The organism is Streptomyces sp. NPDC024017, from assembly GCF_040638895.1.
GTDB lineage: Bacteria > Actinomycetota > Actinomycetes > Streptomycetales > Streptomycetaceae > Streptomyces.
In genome coordinates, this window is sequence record NZ_JBEZYZ010000003.1 from 637,846 (window position 1) to 654,784 (window position 16,939).

14 protein-coding genes and 2 pseudogenes are annotated in these 16,939 nt (G+C 72.0%); 2 read left to right on the forward strand and 14 right to left on the reverse strand.

The window, feature by feature from the left end; genetic code table 11:
- Nucleotides 1–108 precede the first annotated feature (108 nt).
- From AB0G20_RS11275 to AB0G20_RS11305, 7 genes and pseudogenes are all read right to left on the reverse strand, one after another.
- Entirely contained in the window at nt 109–1,836 is a 1,728-nt protein-coding gene (locus AB0G20_RS11275; RefSeq protein WP_361299294.1) for a SpoIIE family protein phosphatase, read from the reverse strand.
- Nucleotides 1,833–2,438, reverse strand: a pseudogene (locus AB0G20_RS11280) (SpoIIE family protein phosphatase); the annotation flags it as partial. The gene AB0G20_RS11275 and the pseudogene AB0G20_RS11280, both read right to left, overlap by 4 nt.
- Before the next feature lie 771 nt (nt 2,439–3,209).
- Nucleotides 3,210–3,620: pseudogene (locus AB0G20_RS11285) on the reverse strand (anti-sigma regulatory factor); the annotation flags it as partial.
- Nucleotides 3,620–4,060 (reverse strand): anti-sigma regulatory factor, encoded by a 441-nt coding sequence (locus tag AB0G20_RS11290; RefSeq protein ID WP_361299413.1) that lies wholly within the window; start codon nt 4,058–4,060, stop codon nt 3,620–3,622. The gene AB0G20_RS11290 and the pseudogene AB0G20_RS11285, both read right to left, overlap by 1 nt.
- The gene (locus tag AB0G20_RS11295; protein ID WP_361299297.1) at nt 4,060–4,479 is read right to left on the reverse strand and encodes an STAS domain-containing protein; all 420 of its coding nucleotides are present in this window, start codon (nt 4,477–4,479) and stop codon (nt 4,060–4,062) included. Before AB0G20_RS11295 ends, AB0G20_RS11290 begins: the two co-directional genes overlap by 1 nt.
- Nucleotides 4,476–5,363, reverse strand: a complete 888-nt coding sequence (locus AB0G20_RS11300; RefSeq protein ID WP_361299299.1) for an STAS domain-containing protein — start codon at nt 5,361–5,363, stop codon at nt 4,476–4,478. The genes AB0G20_RS11295 and AB0G20_RS11300 overlap by 4 nt, the downstream gene beginning before the upstream one ends.
- A gap of 269 nt (nt 5,364–5,632) precedes the next feature.
- Nucleotides 5,633–6,025, reverse strand: coding sequence for an STAS domain-containing protein (locus AB0G20_RS11305; protein ID WP_361299302.1), 393 nt, complete (start codon nt 6,023–6,025; stop codon nt 5,633–5,635).
- 346 nt (nt 6,026–6,371) lie between these two features.
- On the opposite strand from AB0G20_RS11305, the gene AB0G20_RS11310 reads away from it, so the two are divergent.
- Nucleotides 6,372–6,743, forward strand: coding sequence for a PRC-barrel domain containing protein (locus AB0G20_RS11310; RefSeq protein WP_361299305.1), 372 nt, complete (start codon nt 6,372–6,374; stop codon nt 6,741–6,743).
- A 37-nt stretch (nt 6,744–6,780) separates the two neighbouring features.
- Here the strand turns inward: AB0G20_RS11310 and AB0G20_RS11315 are convergent, their stop codons facing one another.
- Nucleotides 6,781–7,215: an ATP-binding protein gene (locus AB0G20_RS11315; protein WP_361299308.1), complete on the reverse strand. Its 435-nt coding sequence runs from the start codon at nt 7,213–7,215 to the stop codon at nt 6,781–6,783.
- A 117-nt stretch (nt 7,216–7,332) separates the two neighbouring features.
- Nucleotides 7,333–9,231 carry an AMP-dependent synthetase/ligase gene (locus AB0G20_RS11320; protein ID WP_361299311.1) on the reverse strand — a complete coding sequence of 633 codons (1,899 nt, stop codon included), beginning with the start codon at nt 9,229–9,231 and terminating at the stop codon, nt 7,333–7,335.
- Between the two features lie 151 nt (nt 9,232–9,382).
- Between AB0G20_RS11320 and AB0G20_RS11325 the strand changes: the two genes are divergently transcribed.
- Nucleotides 9,383–9,616: a DUF6480 family protein gene (locus AB0G20_RS11325; RefSeq protein ID WP_361299314.1), complete on the forward strand. Its 234-nt coding sequence runs from the start codon at nt 9,383–9,385 to the stop codon at nt 9,614–9,616.
- A gap of 27 nt (nt 9,617–9,643) precedes the next feature.
- Here AB0G20_RS11325 and AB0G20_RS11330 read toward each other — a convergent pair whose 3' ends face one another.
- The 5 genes from AB0G20_RS11330 to AB0G20_RS11350 all read right to left on the reverse strand — a co-directional run.
- Complete coding sequence (locus AB0G20_RS11330) at nt 9,644–10,732, reverse strand: glutamate--cysteine ligase (protein ID WP_361299317.1); 1,089 nt, start codon at nt 10,730–10,732, stop codon at nt 9,644–9,646.
- Nucleotides 10,733–10,843: 111 nt separating this feature from the next.
- Nucleotides 10,844–13,051: a 1,4-alpha-glucan branching protein GlgB gene (glgB, locus tag AB0G20_RS11335; protein ID WP_361299320.1), complete on the reverse strand. Its 2,208-nt coding sequence runs from the start codon at nt 13,049–13,051 to the stop codon at nt 10,844–10,846.
- Between the two features lie 3 nt (nt 13,052–13,054).
- Nucleotides 13,055–14,425 (reverse strand): maltokinase, encoded by a 1,371-nt coding sequence (locus tag AB0G20_RS11340; RefSeq protein WP_361299323.1) that lies wholly within the window; start codon nt 14,423–14,425, stop codon nt 13,055–13,057.
- A 28-nt stretch (nt 14,426–14,453) separates the two neighbouring features.
- A complete protein-coding gene (gene treS / locus AB0G20_RS11345; RefSeq protein ID WP_361299326.1) occupies nt 14,454–16,172 on the reverse strand; it encodes a maltose alpha-D-glucosyltransferase in 1,719 nt (572 codons plus the stop codon).
- A partial coding sequence (locus tag AB0G20_RS11350; RefSeq protein ID WP_361299329.1) for an alpha-glucosidase C-terminal domain-containing protein occupies nt 16,169–16,939 on the reverse strand: 771 nt, incomplete at its 5' end. The genes treS and AB0G20_RS11350, both read right to left, overlap by 4 nt.

A 16,939-nucleotide genomic window follows, 5' to 3' on the forward strand; every position in this document is an offset into this window, starting at 1 on the left:
CGCGGCAGGCAGACGAACGCGTCGATCACCACCATGCCCGCACCGTGGCCGAAAAGCACCAGGCCGGAGTGAAGAACACGTGCACACCGGGGCCGGCCGGACCCGCCGTCAGGAGCCGACGCCGCCTTGGAAATGACACAGCAACAGGCACACGTCGTCGTCCCGCTCGGAATCGCTCAGCAGCGGATGCAGGATCCGGTCCGCCGAGCCCTCCAGGTCCGCGTCCAGCTCCGCCGAGCGGAACCCGCCGAGCGCCGCGGCCAGCCGCTCGATGCCCGGGTCTATGCCCTGCGCACGCCGCTCCACCAGCCCGTCCGTGTACAGCGCGAGGGTCGAACCGGGCGCCAGGTGCTCCGTGTGGTCGGCGATCTCCTGGGTGAGCGGGATGCCGAGCATCGCGCCGGGCTTGGCGTCGAGCGTGCGCACGGTGCCGTCGGGCAGGCGCAGCACCGGCGGCGGATGCCCCGCGGCGGCCCAGGTCAGCGTGGGCTCGTCCGGGTGGAACCGGGCGATGACGGCGGTGGCGTACAGGTCCGGCTGGAGATGGTGCAGGAAGCGGTGCAGCCGGGTCAGCAGCCGGCCGGGGCTGTCGCCGTCGACGGCGTACGCCCGCAGGGCGGTGCGCAGCTGGCTCATCATGACCGCCGCGTGCAGTCCGTGTCCGGTCACGTCGCCGATGACGGTGATGAGGCCGCCGTCCCGCTGGGGGAACGCGTCGTACCAGTCGCCGCCGATGTTCAGCCCGTGCGTGGCCGGAAGGTACCGTGCGGCCAGGCTGAGGCCGGGCGTGGCCGGCAGGTCCGTCAGCAGGGCGCGCTGGAGCGTCTCGGCGATGTCGCGGTTGTGCTCGAAGCGCCGGGCGTTGTCGATCGCGATGCTGGCCCGGCGGGTGAGCTCGATCAGCATCACCGCGTCGTCCGGGTCCCAGCGCGCACCGGGCGGCGACAGCGTCAGGATCCCCAGCGGCGCCCGCCGCGTCGGCAGCGGCACACACAGCAGCGGCCGCCCGGGTTCCAGCGCCGACGGCGGCTGGTCGTCGACGCCGGGCAGGTTGCCGGGGTGGTCGGCTGCGTACTGGGGCCGCCCGGTACGGGCCGCGACCACGGCGGCGGCCGGCTGCGGCGTCGAGCGGTGCTTGTCCTCCTCGTGGTCGAAGAGCCAGATGTCGACGCTGCTCGCGTACTCCGGCACCAGCAGGTCCGGCAGCCGGCGCACGATCTCCTCGTGGTTCAGCGACGCCGTCAGTACGGCGCTCGCGTCCGCGAGGAACGTCAGCCTGCGCCGGGCGCTCTCCGCCTCGTTGCGGGCGCTGCGCTCGGCGGCGAAGGCCTCGCGCTGGGCCCGCCCGGCCGCGTCCAGCTCGGCGTGCAGGGCCAGCACGCCCTGGTTGGTCTGGTGCAGCTCCTCCCGGTGGAAGGAGACCAGGTCCTCCTGCTCGGTGAGCTTGTCCAGCACCACGGCCGTGTCCTCGTCGGCGCCGAGCAGCGCCTCCGACAGGGCGGCGGGGTCGTCGGCGACGGTGCCGTCCTCGGCGGCCTCGGCCGTCTCGGGACAGGTGACCGTGATCTCCCAGAGCGGCTCCCCGGCGGCGCACGCCTCGGGCGAGGGGGTCACCACGACGTGCAGCAGCCCCTCCTCGGCGGGGGAGCCCGCCAGGTCCATGGTGAGCTGCCAGGTGCCGCCCTTGGTGAGGCACTGCCGCAGGTGGGCGCTGAGGTCGGCGGCCAGCCGGGTCCGTTCGACGGTGGGCACACCGTAGGCGGCGGCCAGGCGCGCGAGCGAGATGCGGGCGCGGGCCGCGTCGGTGACGGTGGTGATCTGCCAAGTGCGCATCATGGGCGTTCCGGCGGGGTCGAGGTCAGCACGGCCACGGCGGTGTCGTCCCGCACCGGCCGGGCGGGACTGCTGGCGTCACGTATCGTCACGGCGGCCGTCACGGCCGGGTCGGCCGCGGGCGGAGTGGGGTCGGAGGGCGGCGTCCAGCGACTGGGCAGGCCGTCGGTGTGCAGGATCAGCAGCGGGTCGTCCACCCAGTCGGCCTCCTCCTCGCGGAGGGTGGTGGGCCGGTGGACCCCGACGATGCCGGGCCGCGACAGCAGGGGGCGCCAGGTGCCGTCGGTGCGCAGCCGCGCCCCCACGTTCCCGATGCCGGTGAACCGCAGCCGCCCGGTGGACAGGTCGAGCTGGGCCAAGGCGACGGCCGCGCCCCGCGTGCCTTTCAGCGCGTCGTGCAGCCGCCGTAGCGCGTCGGCGGGGGAGAGGTGGGCCCAGCGGTGCAGCGCCGCGACCGCGGCGGACGAGGCCCGTGCGGCCTCCGGCCCGTGGCCCAGTCCGTCCGCCAGCAGCAACGTGACCCGGTCCCCGGCCCGGACCCACGCCCAGGCGTCTCCCGAGTACTCGGCTCCGCCGTAGGGGATGTTCACCCCGCCGGCCCGCACACCGGCAACCGGCAAGGAACGGTTCAGCGCGGCGGCCCCGGGGCCCGGGAGGCTGCGTGCCGGTGTCGCGCGGTGATCCGGCGTGCTCGCTTTCGGCCGCCCCCTGCCCACGGCCGCGGTGTCCGCGAGGCCGTGATCCGGAGCCACGGGCCAGCCCGGCTCGCCCTTCCCAGGGCCCCTGCCCGTGGCCCCGGCGCCCGCCGGGTTGTGGACCGCCGGGCCCTGATGACCGGTCTGACCGCCGGACGCCAGGCCGTGTGCCGGTGCCGCCTGGGCATCGGTGCGGTTGCCGGGTGTGACGGTGGCTGCCGGGTCGTGTGCCGGTGCCGTCCGGGAAGCCGAGTCGGTCTCCGGGGTGCCGGCGCTCGCGTGGCCGTGGGCCGGCGCTGCCTGGGGATCGGTGCGGTTGCCGGGTGTGACGGTGGCTGCCGGGTCGTGGGCCGGTGCCGTCCGGGAAGCCGAGTCGGTCTCCTGGATGCCTTCCGCGAGGTCGTGGACCGGTGCCGTCCAGGGGCCGGGCCGGGTTGCCGGGGTGCCGGTGCCCGGGAGGGCGTGGTTCGGCGCTCCGTGAAGCCCCGCCGGCGCGGGGCCGTCGGCAGCGCCCCGGGCCTGTTCCTCGGAGCCCGGCGCGATGCCGGACACCGCCGCGTGGCCCGTCAGGCCGCCGCAGGCCACCGCGCCGAACGGCGGCTCGCCGCCCGGCCACTGTCCGCCGACGGAGACCCCGCCCTCGGAGCGCACCGGCGCCGTGCCGCCCCGGGGCGTCCCGCTCACGCGGGCCACCGCGACCGTGCCGCGGCCGGGCACGCTGTGCAGGGCGAAGTCGTCGGAGAGGCGCCGGCACGTGCCGAGCCCCGCGCCGAGCGAGCGGGTCGTGGAGAAACCGTCGCGCAGGGCCGCGGGCACGTCGGCTATGCCCGGGCCGTGGTCGATCGCGGCGATCTGCACCACCCGGGACTCCGCCCGGCCCTCCCGCAGCACCGGCGGGGCGACGACGTCGATGAGCACCTGACCACCCTCGGCGTGCTTCAGCAGATTCGTGGCGAGCTCGGTCGCGACCAGCGCGGCCGCCGCGGTGCGCCGCTCGTCCAGCCCGGCATGCGCGGCGGCATCCTCCGCCGCGACCCGCGCGTCGCGCACCCGGGTCGAGTCGCGCACCGGCACGTCCCACACGCGTGGCATCAGACCTCCTCGCGCGGGCGCGGCGGCCGGCCCACCCAGCAGGTCACCCGCACCGTGGTGCCCGAGCCCGGCGTGGTGTCGATGTCGAAGTCGTGCACCAGGCGCCGCGCGCCGCTCAGCCCCATCCCCAGACCGCCGCCGGAGGTGTAGCCGTCGCTGAGTGCCTGCTCCAGGTCGGCGATGCCCGGCCCCTGGTCGGAGAAGGCCAGCCGCAGCCCCTGCGCACCGGCCATGCTGACCTGGGTTGCCTCCATCTGTCCGCCACCGCCGTGCACCAGGGTGTTGCGGGCCAGCTCGCTGGCCGCGGTGATGAGCTTGGTCTGGTCCACAAGGCCGAAGCCGAGCCGGGCCGCGGCCTGCCGCACGTGCTGTCGCACCCACACCAGGTCCATGTCCGACCGGATGGGCAGGCAGGCCTCCACGCCCGCGGCGGTGTGCATCACGGACTCTCCTGACGCGGGCTGCCGGGACGGGTCACCGGGGCCTGCTGCGCGAGGAGCTCCATGCCCGCCTCGGTACTGAGCGCGGTGCTCAGCCCCGGCAGCGTCAGACCCAGTTCGACCAGGGTGATGGCGACCGCCGGGCGCATCCCGGCCACCACGGTGCGCGCGGCCAGCAGCTTGGCCTGCGCGGCGATCTCGGCCAGCACCCGGCCGAGGAAGGAGTCGACGATCTCCACACCGGAGATGTCGATGAGGACCCCGCGCACCCCGGTACGGGAGATGGTCTCGGCGAGGTCCTGCTGGAGCTGCTGCGCCGTGCTGTCGTGCAGGTCTCCCTGGAGCGTGACCAGCAGGACGTCGCCGAGCCGGAGCACCGGCACATGGCCGGTCACGGGACGGGGGTACGCGTCGTTCACCGCTGACCCGCACCCGTGTTCACGATGCCCGCGCCGAGCTCGTGGAGCGCGTACCCCAGCGCGTCGGCGAGGCTCGCACGGGTGATCACGTCCAGGTCCAGTCCGAGGTGCACGATGGTCTGCGCGATGGCGGGGCGGATGCCCGAGACGATGCACTCGGCGCCCATGAGGCGCGCCGCGGCGACCGTCTTCATCAGGTGCTGCGCCACCAGCGAGTCGACCGTGGGCACCCCGGTGATGTCGAGGATCGCGAACCGCGCGTGCTGCTCGACGACGGCGTTCAGCAGGGTCTCCATCACGATCTGGCTGCGGGCGCTGTCGAGCGTCCCGATGAGCGGCACGGCCACGACGCCGTCCCACAGCCGGATGACGGGCGTGGCCACTTCCATCAGCTGCAGCCGCTGCCGGTCGCTGAGCGCCTGCCACTCGCTCAGTGCCGTCTGCATGGCCACCAGCCGCAGGGTGCCCATCAGCACCGTCAGTGCGGTCGAACAGGCCCGCAGGTGCTCGGGGGGCGCCTGCTCGAGATCGGACGCCAGCAGGTTCTCCACGGGCGGCCGCAGGGCGGCCAGCTCGCTGGAGACCTGGGTGTTGGACAGCCCGGCTCGGGAGCGGGCCACGCCCATCCGGGCCAGCTGCTCGCGCACGCCGCTGAATCCCGCGGCGTCGGGGTCCTCCACCTGCTCCGAGTCGGCCACCTGGGCCAGTGCGTCCACGACGACCTTGCCCGCCTCCACCGCCTCGTCGCGCGAGACGGTGAACACGGTGCGGAACAAAGGCTCGTCCGCCCACCGCTGGGCGATCTGCTCACGCCGGCGGTGCAGGAAGTCCCTGACCTCGTGGGTGGGCGTGGCGAGCTGTTCGTCCGCTTCGTGCTCCGGCACCTGGTTCTCTCCTCATCCGCGTTGCGTCGACCGAGCCCGCTTCTGGCAACGAGACGGCGATGTGGCACTTGCCGGGCGACAACTCTAACCATGCGCCGACCTCGTACGACACCTGCTCCGGTGCAAGCGATCCGGTACAGGGGAACGGCGGTTGGCGGCGCCGTCATCGGCGTGCGAAGGGCGGGCGAGCCGTCGTCCGGGCAGGGCGGAGCGAGGGCACCGGGCCACCGGTCTTCGCCGGCGCCGGGCCCGAGGGGGCGACCGCACCGTCAGACGCTCGGCTCCTCCGGAAGGTCCGGCCCTTCGTCGACACGGGTCAGAGCCTCGTCGACACTCTCCGATATCGGCACCGTGATGCTGACGCCGGTCAGATCGAGGATGCGCCGTACGGCCGGCGTCGGGCTGATGACGTGCACGCTGCCCTCGGTCTTACGGGTCTCCTGGTACACCCGCAGAATGATGTTCATCCCGGACGAGTCCATGAAGGGGACGGACGAGAGGTCGAGCAGGAAGTGCCGTCGGCCGTGGTGGAGTTGGTTGGCCAGATGGGCCTGGAACTCGGTCGCGGTGTCGACGTCCAGGTAGCCGTCGACCGTGATCAGGGCCACGTCCTCCCGGGGCAGTTCGACTTCCACGGACAGCGGGTTCTGGGCGAGGGGCACGGATACCTCCAACAAGTGCTACGGCCTGGGCTGGTCACCTCTGGGGATGACCGCGGTGCGAGGGGATCCCGGTCGTTCTCCGGACCCGAATGCCGTTTCTCATGCGCCTCCCTTCGTGGACGGGCTTCGGATGTCACCGCGCACCCGCGATTACCCCGGAAACCGTCCTCCATGCACCCTCGGCCGAACATCGCCGGGACCGGCCGCCGGAAGTCGCCCGCGGTAGAAGGTGTGTGCGCCGAATGCGCTTGCGGCAGGAGGGTAATTGCTGCTGTGGAACGCGGCGGGCGCGAGGTGTCCGCCGGAGGCATTGCGATCCGCACATCGCCAGGGAGGATGGAGCAGCGTGGCCATCGACAGAATCTGGTCGTACGCGCCGGACAGCGGTCACATCGAGGGGCAGGACCTGACCGGTTTCGCCGTCGCCGCGACCGACGGCACGATCGGGCACGTGGACCGGGAGGCCGCGCCGCACGACATGCGGCACCTGGTCGTCGACACCGGCGTCTGGGTGTTCGGCCGCAGCGTCCTGGTACCGGCCGGAGTCGTCACCGGCATCGACAGGGAGGGGAGGAAGGTCACACTGGCCTGCAGCAGGGCGGACGCCAAGGCGGCGCCCCGCTTCCAGACCGACAGCGAGACGAGGGACCAGGCATACCTGCGGGCCGTGGGTGACTACTACGACCGGCTGCCGCCACGCGAGACGGCCTCGGTCTGAGCCGTCACGGGCGCGTCGCGCCCGTGACGCTCCCGGCTCACCAGGGCATGAACACGTGCACGTCCTTGCCCCGGTCGTCGGCCACCACGCTGACCTGGTCGCACAGCGTGTGGACCAGGTGCCAGCCGATGCCCCCGCCGCCGCTGCGCGGGTCGAAGGGGCGAGGGGCGGGCTCCGTGGTGCTGGTGTCGTGCACCACCACATGCACACCGTCGAACGTCCGGCGCATCCGCAGTGCGAACGGACCGGGGGCGTACTGGACCGCGTTGGCGGCCAGTTCCGTCACCACCAGCAGGATGTCGTCCCAGTACTCGGGGGCAGAGGGCGGGGAGGAGCGTGCCAGATCACGCAGGAACTCCTCCGCGGCCAGCCGCGCACCTGTCACGTCATGCGGCTCGCCGACGAAGCTGTTCGTGCGGCTCGGGATCTCCTCGGAGGTCAGGGCGTCGTCCCCACGCGGCTCGGTTGACATATCGCCTTTCCGGCCCGGGCGTCAGCAAGGGCTGTCGTCAGGGCTGTCGTCCTTTCTCTTGCGTCGCCACTGTTGCGTGTTCCCGAGGCGACGAGGCCTAGTCGTCCGGCTGCACGCTCAGCGGAACACATTGTCCGAATCGTCCCAGTTCGACGGTTCGTCCGGGGTGCTCGGCCGCCCGGGACGCCTCCGTGACTGGTACATCGAGTCGATCTCGGAAGCGTAGTGCCGCACGATCTCGTCCCGGCGCAGCTTCATCGACGGCGTCAGCAGCCCGTTGGCCACGTCGAACGGCTCCGGCAGGACCCTGAACACCCGGATCGACTCCGACCGCGACACGGCGCTGTTGGCGGCGGCCACGGCCCGCGCGACCTCCTCCCGCAACGCGTTCTCCTCCCGCGCCTCCCGCATCTCGCCCTGCAGCGCCAGCGCCGCCCGCCAGTGCGCCAGGAACTCCGGATCCAGCGTGATCAGGGCGCCTACGCAGGGCCGGTTGTCCCCCACGACCACCGCCTGGTGGACGAGCGGGTGCATCCGCAGCCGCTGCTCCAGGGCCAGCGGGGCGACGCTCTTGCCGCTGCTGGTGATGATGATCTCCTTCTTGCGGCCGGTGATCGTCAGGTAGCCCTCCGAGTCCAGTTGCCCGAGGTCCCCGGTGGCGAGCCACCCGCCGCGCAGTGCGGCCCGGGTCGCGGCCTGGTCGCCCACGTACCCCTGGAACACCGACGGGCCGCGCACCAGGATCTCCCCGTCCTCGGCCACCCGGATCTCCATGCCCGGCAGCGCCTGCCCGACCGTCCCGGACTTCTCCCGGCCCAGCGGCTGCATCGTCACCCCGCCGGCCGTCTCCGTCAGGCCGTACCCGTCGTGCACGTAGATGCCGATGCCCTCGTAGAAGAGGGACAGATCGCGGCTGAGGGGGGAGCCTCCGGACGTCGCCCGCCGCACCCGGCCGCCCAGCGCCGCCCGCAGCCTGCGGTACACCGTGCGCTCGTAGAGGGCGTGCTGGAGCCGCAGGTCTAAGCCGGGACCCCGGCCGCGGCCCAGCCGCTGGCGCTCCAGGGCCGCGGCGAAGTCCCGGGCCGTCTCGGCGGCCCGCTCGAACAGTCCGCCGTGACCCCCCTGCTGAGCCGTGCGCAGGAAGTTCTTGTAGATCTTCTCGAGGATCGACGGGACCGCGTAGAGGTAGGTGGGCCGGAACGAGCGCAGTGCCGCCGACAGGGCCTCCCCGCTCAGATCGCCCTGGTGCCCCATCAGCAGCCCGCCGCGTACGCACAGCCCCTGGATCATGAGCCCGTACACATGGGAGAAGGGCAGGAACGCGAGTACGGAGCCCTGCTCCCCGCGCGGTGCGGCCGTGTGCCCCCAGCCCGCCAGCAGCGTGTCGCAGGGGCCGGCCAGGTTGCGGTGGCTGAGCGCGCAGCCCATGGCATGGCCGGAGGTGCCGGAGGTGTAGGCGATGACGGCCGTGGAGTCCGGCAGCACGATGCGGCGCATCGAGTCGACCGTGGCGAGCGGGATGAACTCCCCGCGCACCGTCAGGTCCTCCAGGGCGCCCGCGTCCAGCTGCCAGACGTGGCGCAGCAGCGGCAGCGACGCGCACACCGAGCCGACGGTCATGACCCCCTGCTCGTCCTCGACCACCACGGCCACGCAGCCCGCGTCCCGCAGGATCCACTCCACCTGGTCACGCGACGACGTCGGATAGACCGGCACGACCTCGGCGCCCACGGCCCACAGCGCGTAGCACAGGACCGTCCACTCGAACCGGGTGCGCGCCATGATCGCCACGCGGTGGCCCGGCGCGATCCCCGAGGCGATCAGCCCCTTGGCCACGTCCACCACCTCGTCGCGCAGCTCGATCGCCGTCACCTCCTCCCAGGTCGCGGAGGCCGGGTCGGCGCGGCGGGCGAGCATCGGGCGGGTCGGTTCACGCTCCGCCGTCTCGAAGACGCTGTCGGCGAGCCCGCCGCTCAGGGGCGCCACGGCCGGGGGAGCGAGGGCGAGGTCGCGCATGCACTGCTCCTGACATGTACGGGGTGTGACGTTGCCGACGGGTACCGTCATCGGCGGTGCTCGAATGTAGTCGAGTCGAGACCCTCTGGGGTCGGAAAATACGGAAGTGGATCCCCTGATGATCTCGGCGTGATCGGGGGACACGGACGGCATGACTCACATCAGTCCCGATCCCGAACCCGAACGCACCCCAGGTCTGGAACCCGGCGGCGGTGTACCGCCGGGCGAGACCCCACCCGCGGAGAGCAGCATGCCCGAAACGCTGCCCCGGGAGACGCACAACCCGACCAAGGGCTGGGCCAAGGCCCCGCTGACCGTGATCATCGTCGTAGCGGTGCTGATCGCGGCGTTCTTCCTGGCCTACGCCCTCGTCCTGATCCTCTGAGCCCCTACCCGGAACAGACGGGGCGCCTCACTCCTGTGTGTGGCGGACGCACTCGGTGACGACGTCCCGCAGACGCCCCGTGCGCTCCATCAGCGCGCGCTGCACCTGAGCGCCGTTGCCCTCCCTCAGCAGTTCGTCGCAGGCGGCCCGGGCCCGCTCCAGGTCACCGGTGCCCGCGAGGGCCTCCTCGACATGGTCCAGCAGGGCTCGCACCACGGCCTCGGCAGGCATGCGCCGCATGGTCTCGGGGTGCAGCAACTCGCCCGCAAGGCCGGAGCGGGCGGCCTGCCAGTCGGCCAGCCGCAGCAGGCTGACACCGTGGCCGAGCGGCTCCCTACCGGCCCGCCACTCCCGCGCCGCCGTTTCGACCAGCCCGCGGACGAGGGTGGCGATCAGCGTGGCCGTGCCGGAGTGCAGGCACACGTCCGAGACCCGGATCTCCACCGTCGGGTACTGCTGGGACAGCCGCGCGTCGAAGTAGATCATCCCGTCGTCGAGGAGGACGCCGGTCGCCACCATGTCCGAGATCAGCCGGTGGTACCGCTCCGCCGAGCCGAAGATCTCGGCCGGCCCGGCCGACGGCCAGCGCCCCCACACCCTGCTGCGGTAGCTGCTGTACCCCGTGTCCTTGCCCTGCCAGAACGGCGAGTTCGCGCTCAGCGCCCTCAGCACCGGCAGCCACGGCCGCAGCCGGTCCACGACCGCCACACCCTCGTCGTCGGACTCGACCGACACGTGCACATGGCAGCCCAGGACGAGCTGCTCCCGGGTGGCGATGCCGTACTGCTCCGCCATCCACTGGTACCGCCGGTTGACCCCGATGGCCGGACTGACCGGCAGCGGCGAGGTGGCGAGCGCGGCCACCGCGCAGCCGATCTCCCCCGCGTGCCGGGCGGCCTCCTTGCGGCAGCGGACGATCTCCGCGCGCAGGCTCTCCATGGAGGACTGCGGATGGGTGGCGAACTCCAGCATCTGCTCGTGGAGTTCCTTCTCGAAGACGTCCTGATCCGCGTCGTCCTTCTCCGCCCGGGCGAGCACCGCCGCGGACAGCGCCCGCGGTTCACCGGTCTCCGGATCGACCAGGAGGAGTTCCTCCTCCACTCCCACGGTGCGCACCTGATGCCCGCCCTTCTGTGCCTGCCGCGTCGTACCACCGGGTTGCCCCCGGTGGTACGACCTCCAGTGCCCCTCACAGGCGGGTGGGACACCTGCTGAGGCGGCAGGACTTCACACGGCGAACGGCGTGAGCCACACCGTGGCGAGCGGAGGCAGCGTGATGTGGACACGGCCGTCCTCCGGTTTGACCGGATCCGGGTTGGTGACGCCGCTGCCGCCGTAGCGCGTGTCGTCGGTGTTGAGGCGTTCCTCCCAGGCGACGACGTCACCCGGCACCCACAGGCCGTAGTCCTGCCGCACGACGGGGGAGAAGTTCGACACCGCCAGCAGCGGATTGCCCTCGGCGTCGTAGCGGAGGAACGCGAAGACGTTGTCGTCGGCCGAGTCCACCGCCACCCACCTGAAGCCCTCCGGGCGGGTGTCGCACTGCCACAGCGCCGGTGTCGCCCGGTACGCGGTGTTCAGGTCACGGACCAGGTCGCGCACGCCCCGGTGGTCGCCCGCCGAGTGGTAGCCGTCGTCGAGCAGCCACCACTCCGGCCCGTGCTCCACCGACCACTCGGCACCCTGCGCGAACTCCTGCCCCATGAACAGCAGCTGCTTGCCGGGGTGGCCCCACATGAAACCGAGGTAGGCGCGGTGGGTGGCACGCCGCTGCCACCAGTCGCCGGGCACCTTCGACACCAGCGCCTGCTTGCCGTGCACGACCTCGTCGTGGGAGATCGGCAGGACGTAGTTCTCGCTGTACGCGTACACCATCGAGAACGTCATCTCGTGGTGGTGGTACTTGCGGTGCACCGGCTCGAGGGCGATGTACTCCAGCGAGTCGTGCATCCAGCCCATGTTCCACTTCAGCCCGAAGCCGAGCCCGCCGGTCTCGGTCGGCCGGGTCACCCCGCCCCAGGCGGTGGACTCCTCCGCGATCGTGACCACGCCCGGGGCCCGCCGGTACACGGTCGCGTTCATCTCCTGCAGGAACCCCATGGCCGCCAGGTCCTCCCGGCCGCCGTAGGCGTTGGGCTCCCACTGGCCGTCCTCGCGCGAGTAGTCCAGGTAGAGCATCGAGGCGACCGCGTCGACCCGCAGCCCGTCGATGTGGAACTCCTCGCACCAGTACACGGCGTTCGCGACGAGGAAGTTGCGCACCTCGGTGCGGCCGAAGTCGAACTCGTACGTGCCCCAGTCCGGGTGCTCCGCGCGCCGGTCGTCCCCGGGCTCGTACAGCGGCTCCCCGTCGAACCGGGCCAGCGCCCAGTCGTCCTTCGGGAAGTGCGCCGGCACCCAGTCCATGATCACGCCGAGGCCGGCCCGGTGGCAGGCGTCGACGAAGAACCGGAAGTCGTCCGGGGTGCCGAGCCGGGACGTCGGAGCGTAGAACCCCGTGACCTGGTACCCCCAGGACCCGTGGAAGGGGTGCTCGGCGACCGGCATCAGCTCGACGTGCGTGAAGCCCAGGTCCTTCACATACGTCGGGAGTTCCTCGGCGAGCTGCCGGTAGGTCAGCCCCGGCCGCCACGACGCCAGATGCACCTCGTACACCGAGAACGGCGCCTCGTGCACGGGCGTGTCGGCGCGGTGCGCCATCCACTCGGTGTCGCCCCACTCGTAGTGCGAGGCCGTCACGATCGACGCCGTGTTGGGCGGCTCCTCGCAGCGACGGGCCATCGGGTCGGCCTTGAGGAACCGCTGGCCGTACCGGGAGTGGATCTCGAACTTGTACGCGGTGCCCTCGCCGACGCCCGGCAGGAACAGCTCCCACACGCCGGAGGCGCCCAGGGACCGCATCGGGAACTGCGTCCCGTCCCAGTGGGTGAAGTCCGTGGCGACCCGCACGCCCTGCGCGTTCGGCGCCCACACGGTGAACCGGGTGCCCGCGACGCCCTCGTGGGTCATGGGCTGCGCACCGAGCGCCTGCCACAGCTCCTCGTGCCGGCCCTCACGGATCAGGTGCAGATCGAGCTCCCCGAGCGCGGGCAGGAAGCGGTACGGGTCGTGCGTCTCCTGCTCGCCGTCCTCGTACGCCACGTGCACGGTGTACTCGGGGACGGCGTCCAGCGACAGTACGCCCGAGAAGAGGCCGTCGCCCTCCGAGACGAGGGCCGTGCGAGTGCCGTCGATCACCACGCTCACCGCGCGGGCGAAGGGGCGCAGGACTCGGAACACGACCCCGCCGGGCACCGGGTGGGCGCCCAGCAGCGCGTGCGGATCGTGGTGGGCACCCGCCAGCAGGCGTCCGCGGTCCTCCGGACTCAGGGCGGGCGCGGTCGTGCGCGGGACCGGGCCTGACGGCTCCGGGATTGAGGTGTCTCGCAGGGCCACGGCTCAGTCTCCTCTCACAGCGAGGCGCTCGATCGCCGCCATCGGTACAGGCAGCCAGTCGGGGCGGTGCCGTGCCTCGTACAGCACCTCGTACACGGCCCGGTCCGTCTCATAGGCGCGGAGCAGTCCGTGCTTCTTGCGTGGGTCCCAGCCGGCACGGGCGGCGTAGCCCGCGCAGTAGGCCTCGCGGCAGCGGCGGGCCCACTCCGGGCGCCAGGGGCGGCGCTGCCGGGCGGCGTAGTCGAAGGAGCGCAGCATCCCGGCGATGTCCCGCACGGGGGAGTGGGCGCTGCGCCGTTCGGAGAGCGGCCGGGACGGCTCGCCCTCGAAGTCGATGACGAACCAGTCCCGCCCGGCCCGCAACACCTGGCCCAGGTGCAGGTCGCCGTGGATGCGCTGGGCGGGCGGCCCGGGGTCGCAGCTGGTGAGGGCGGCGAACGCGGTCCGCAGTCCCGGCACGAACGGCTGCAGCGCGGGCACGCAGTGCGCCGCGGCGTCCAGCCGCTCGATCATCGCGGCGGCCGTCTGCCCGTTCTCCCCGGGCCCGCCGACGGGGAACGCCGACGCCAGCGCGAGGTGCACCTCCGCCGTGGCCGCGCCCAGCGCCCGGGCCTGGACCGTGAAGTCGTCCCCGGCGGCCAGCGCGTGCAGCCCCAGCGTCCAGCCGTCGGACGCGTCCCGCAGATACGGCTGGAGCACGCCGAGGGTGGCCTTGAACGGGTGGTTCGTCTGGAACCAGGCGACGGGCGCGGGCACGCGGTGACAGCCCTGGCAGGCCAGCGCGCCCGGCACCTCCAGGTCCGGGTTGACGCCCGGCTGGATGCGCCGGAAGACCTTCAGGATGTACTCGTCGCCGTACACCAGCGAGGAGTTGGACTGCTCGGCGTCCAGCAGCCGCGGCACCAGCCCGGCGGGCACCTGCTGGTCCGGGTCGCAGTCGAAGCGCAGGGGGCCCGCGGTGCCCGGATGCCGCAGCCGGTCCAGCAGGAGCTGGGCCGAGCGGGGGTCGTGCAGCGCGTCGTAGACCGTCAGCCCGGCCAGCGGCCCGTCCTGCACCCGCCCGATGAGCGCCCGCCCGAGCCGCGGCGACGGCTGCTCCCGCACACCGAGCAGCAGCTGGTAACAGTCGCCGGCCGGGGGAGCCCCGCCGGGCGAGGGCACACCCGTGTGGCCGGCGTGACCGGCGTGGACCAGCAGATGCAGACAGCCCGGGAAGAGCTCGGTCATCGACAGCAGGCCGAGCTCCGTGACGGGCCGGTCCTTGCCCGCGAACCAGCGCTGCCGGGGCAGCCACTCGCGCAGCAGCCCGCCGAGCGACTCCATGGGCTCGGCCAGGCGCGCGAGGTCCGGGCGGGGGGATGCGGTCTTCGGCATGGTCACGCCTCCTTTCGTCGGCGCAGGCTCACAGTCGCCGGCCGATGCGGGATGCGACTCGAGTGAGCCTGAACCAGTAGAAGCCGTGGCCCCCGAGGGTCAGCAGGTACGGCAGCTCGCCAATGGCCGGGAAGCGGACCCCGCCGAACAGCTCCACCGGGTGCCGCCCCGCGAACTCGCGCAGGTCGAGCTCGGTGGGCTGCGCGAACCGCGCGAAGTTGTTGACGCACAGGACCAGGTCGTCCTCGTACTCCCGCAGGAAGGCCAGCACCGCGGGATTGGAGGAGGGCAGTTCGGTGTACGAGCCGAGTCCGAAGGCCGGGTTCTGCTTGCGGATCTCGATCATGCGCCGGGTCCAGTGCAGCAGCGAAGACGGCGACGACATCGACGCCTCGACGTTGGTCACCTGGTGGCCGTAGACCGGGTCCATGATCGCCGGAAGGTAGAGACGGCCCGGGTCGCACGTGGAGAAGCCGGCGTTGCGGTCCGGGGTCCACTGCATGGGGGTCCGGACGGCGTCCCGGTCGCCGAGCCAGATGTTGTCGCCCATGCCGATCTCGTCGCCGTAGTAGAGGATCGGCGAGCCGGGCAGGGCGAGCAGCAGCGCGGTGAACAGCTCGATGGTGTGCCGGTCGTTGTCCAGCAGGGGAGCCAGGCGCCTGCGGATGCCGATGTTGGCGCGCATGCGGGGGTCCTTGGCGTACTCGGCCCACATGTAGTCGCGCTCTTCGTCGGTGACCATCTCGAGCGTGAGCTCGTCGTGGTTGCGCAGGAACATCCCCCACTGGCAGCCCGAGGGGATGGCCGGTGTCTTGGCCAGGATTTCCGAGACCGGGTAGCGGGATTCCCGCCGTACGGCCATGAAGATGCGCGGCATGACCGGGAAGTGGAAGGCCATGTGGCACTCGTCGCCGCCGCTCGGGTAGTCGCCGAAGTAGTCGACGACGTCCTCGGGCCACTGGTTGGCCTCCGCCAGCAGCACCGTGTCCGGGTACAGGGCGTCGATCTCGCGGCGGACGCGCTTGAGGAACGCGTGCGTGGCGGGCAGGTTCTCGCAGTTGCTGTCCTCGGACGCGTAGAGGTAGGGCACCGCGTCCAGCCGGAATCCGTCGATGCCCAGGTCCAGCCAGAACTTCAGCGCGGCCAGGATCTCCTCCTGGACGCGCGGGTTCTCGTAGTTGAGGTCCGGCTGGTGGGAGAAGAAGCGGTGGAAGAAGTACTGGCCCCGCACCGGGTCGAAGGTCCAGTTCGAGGTCTCCGTGTCGACGAAGATGATCCGCGCGTCCGGGTAGCCCTTGTCGTCGTCGGCCCACACGTAGTAGTCGCCGTAGGGGCCGTCGGGGTCCTTGCGTGACTCCTGGAACCACGGGTGCTGGTCGCTGGTGTGGTTCATGACGAAGTCGATGATCACGCGCATGCCGCGCTGGTGGGCGGCGTCGACGAACTCCACGAAGTCGGCCAGGTCGCCGAACTCCGGCAGCACGGCCGTGTAGTCGGAGACGTCGTAGCCGCCGTCGCGCAGGGGGGACTTGAAGAAGGGCGGCAGCCACAGGCAGTCGACGCCGAGCCACTGGAGGTAGTCGAGCTTGGAGGTGAGGCCCTTGAGGTCGCCCACGCCGTCGCCGTTGCTGTCCTGGAACGAGCGGACGAGCACCTCGTAGAAGACGGCGCGCTTGAACCAATCCGGGTCACGGTCCCTCGCGGGAGTGTCCTCGAAGGTGTCCAGCACGGGCTCGTTCACGGTCATGACGTTCTTGCCCCTCCGTTCGCGTGCGCGGCGGGCGGGGACTGGACGTGAAAGACGTGCGCGGGAGCCCGCCCCGGCTCAAGACGCACGTAGTTGTTCCTGCTCCAGTGGTAGGTCTCGCCGGTGAGCTCGTCGCGCACCGGCACCGACTCGTGCCAGTCCAGGCCGAGTTGCGGCATGTCCAGCGAGACCGTGGCCTCCTGGGCGTGACGCGGGTCGAGGTTGGCGACCACCAGGACGACATCGGACCCGCTGCGCTTGCTGTACGCGATGAGCGCGTCGTTGTCGGTGTGGTGGAAGCGGAGGTTCCTGAGCTGGTGCAGCGCGGGGTGTTCTCGCCGGATGGTGTTGAGCCGGGTGAGCAGCGGGGTGATGGTGCGGCCCTCGCGTTCGGCGGTGGCCCAGTCGCGATGCCTGAGCTGGTACTTCTCCGAGTCCAGGTACTCCTCGCTGCCCTCCTTCAGCGGGGTGTTCTCGCACAGCTCGTAGCCGGAGTAGATGCCCCAGGTCGGGGAGAGGGTCGCCGCGAGCACGGCCCGGACCTCGAAGGCGGGCCGGCCGCCGTGCTGGAGGTAGGCGTGCAGGATGTCGGGGGTGTTGGGGAAGAAGTTCGGCCGCATGTAGGAGGCGGCCTCCCCCGACAGCTCCGTCAGGTACTCGGTCAGCTCCTGCTTGGTGTTGCGCCAGGTGAAGTACGTGTAGGACTGCTGGAAACCGATCTGGGCCAGGGTGTGCATCATCGCCGGCCGGGTGAAGGCCTCGGCCAG

Bases quoted from the DNA above. Each gene is read 5' to 3' on its own strand.
- AB0G20_RS11275 (WP_361299294.1), bottom strand. From the start codon at position 1,836: ATGATGCGCACTTGGCAGATCACCACCGTCACCGACGCGGCCCGCGCC.
- AB0G20_RS11290 (WP_361299413.1), bottom strand. From the start codon at position 4,060: ATGCACACCGCCGCGGGCGTGGAGGCCTGCCTGCCCATCCGGTCGGAC.
- AB0G20_RS11315 (WP_361299308.1), bottom strand. From the start codon at position 7,215: ATGTCAACCGAGCCGCGTGGGGACGACGCCCTGACCTCCGAGGAGATC.
- AB0G20_RS11320 (WP_361299311.1), bottom strand. From the start codon at position 9,231: ATGCGCGACCTCGCCCTCGCTCCCCCGGCCGTGGCGCCCCTGAGCGGC.
- AB0G20_RS11325 (WP_361299314.1), top strand. From the start codon at position 9,383: ATGACTCACATCAGTCCCGATCCCGAACCCGAACGCACCCCAGGTCTG.
- AB0G20_RS11340 (WP_361299323.1), bottom strand. From the start codon at position 14,425: ATGCCGAAGACCGCATCCCCCCGCCCGGACCTCGCGCGCCTGGCCGAG.
- treS (WP_361299326.1), bottom strand. From the start codon at position 16,172: ATGACCGTGAACGAGCCCGTGCTGGACACCTTCGAGGACACTCCCGCG.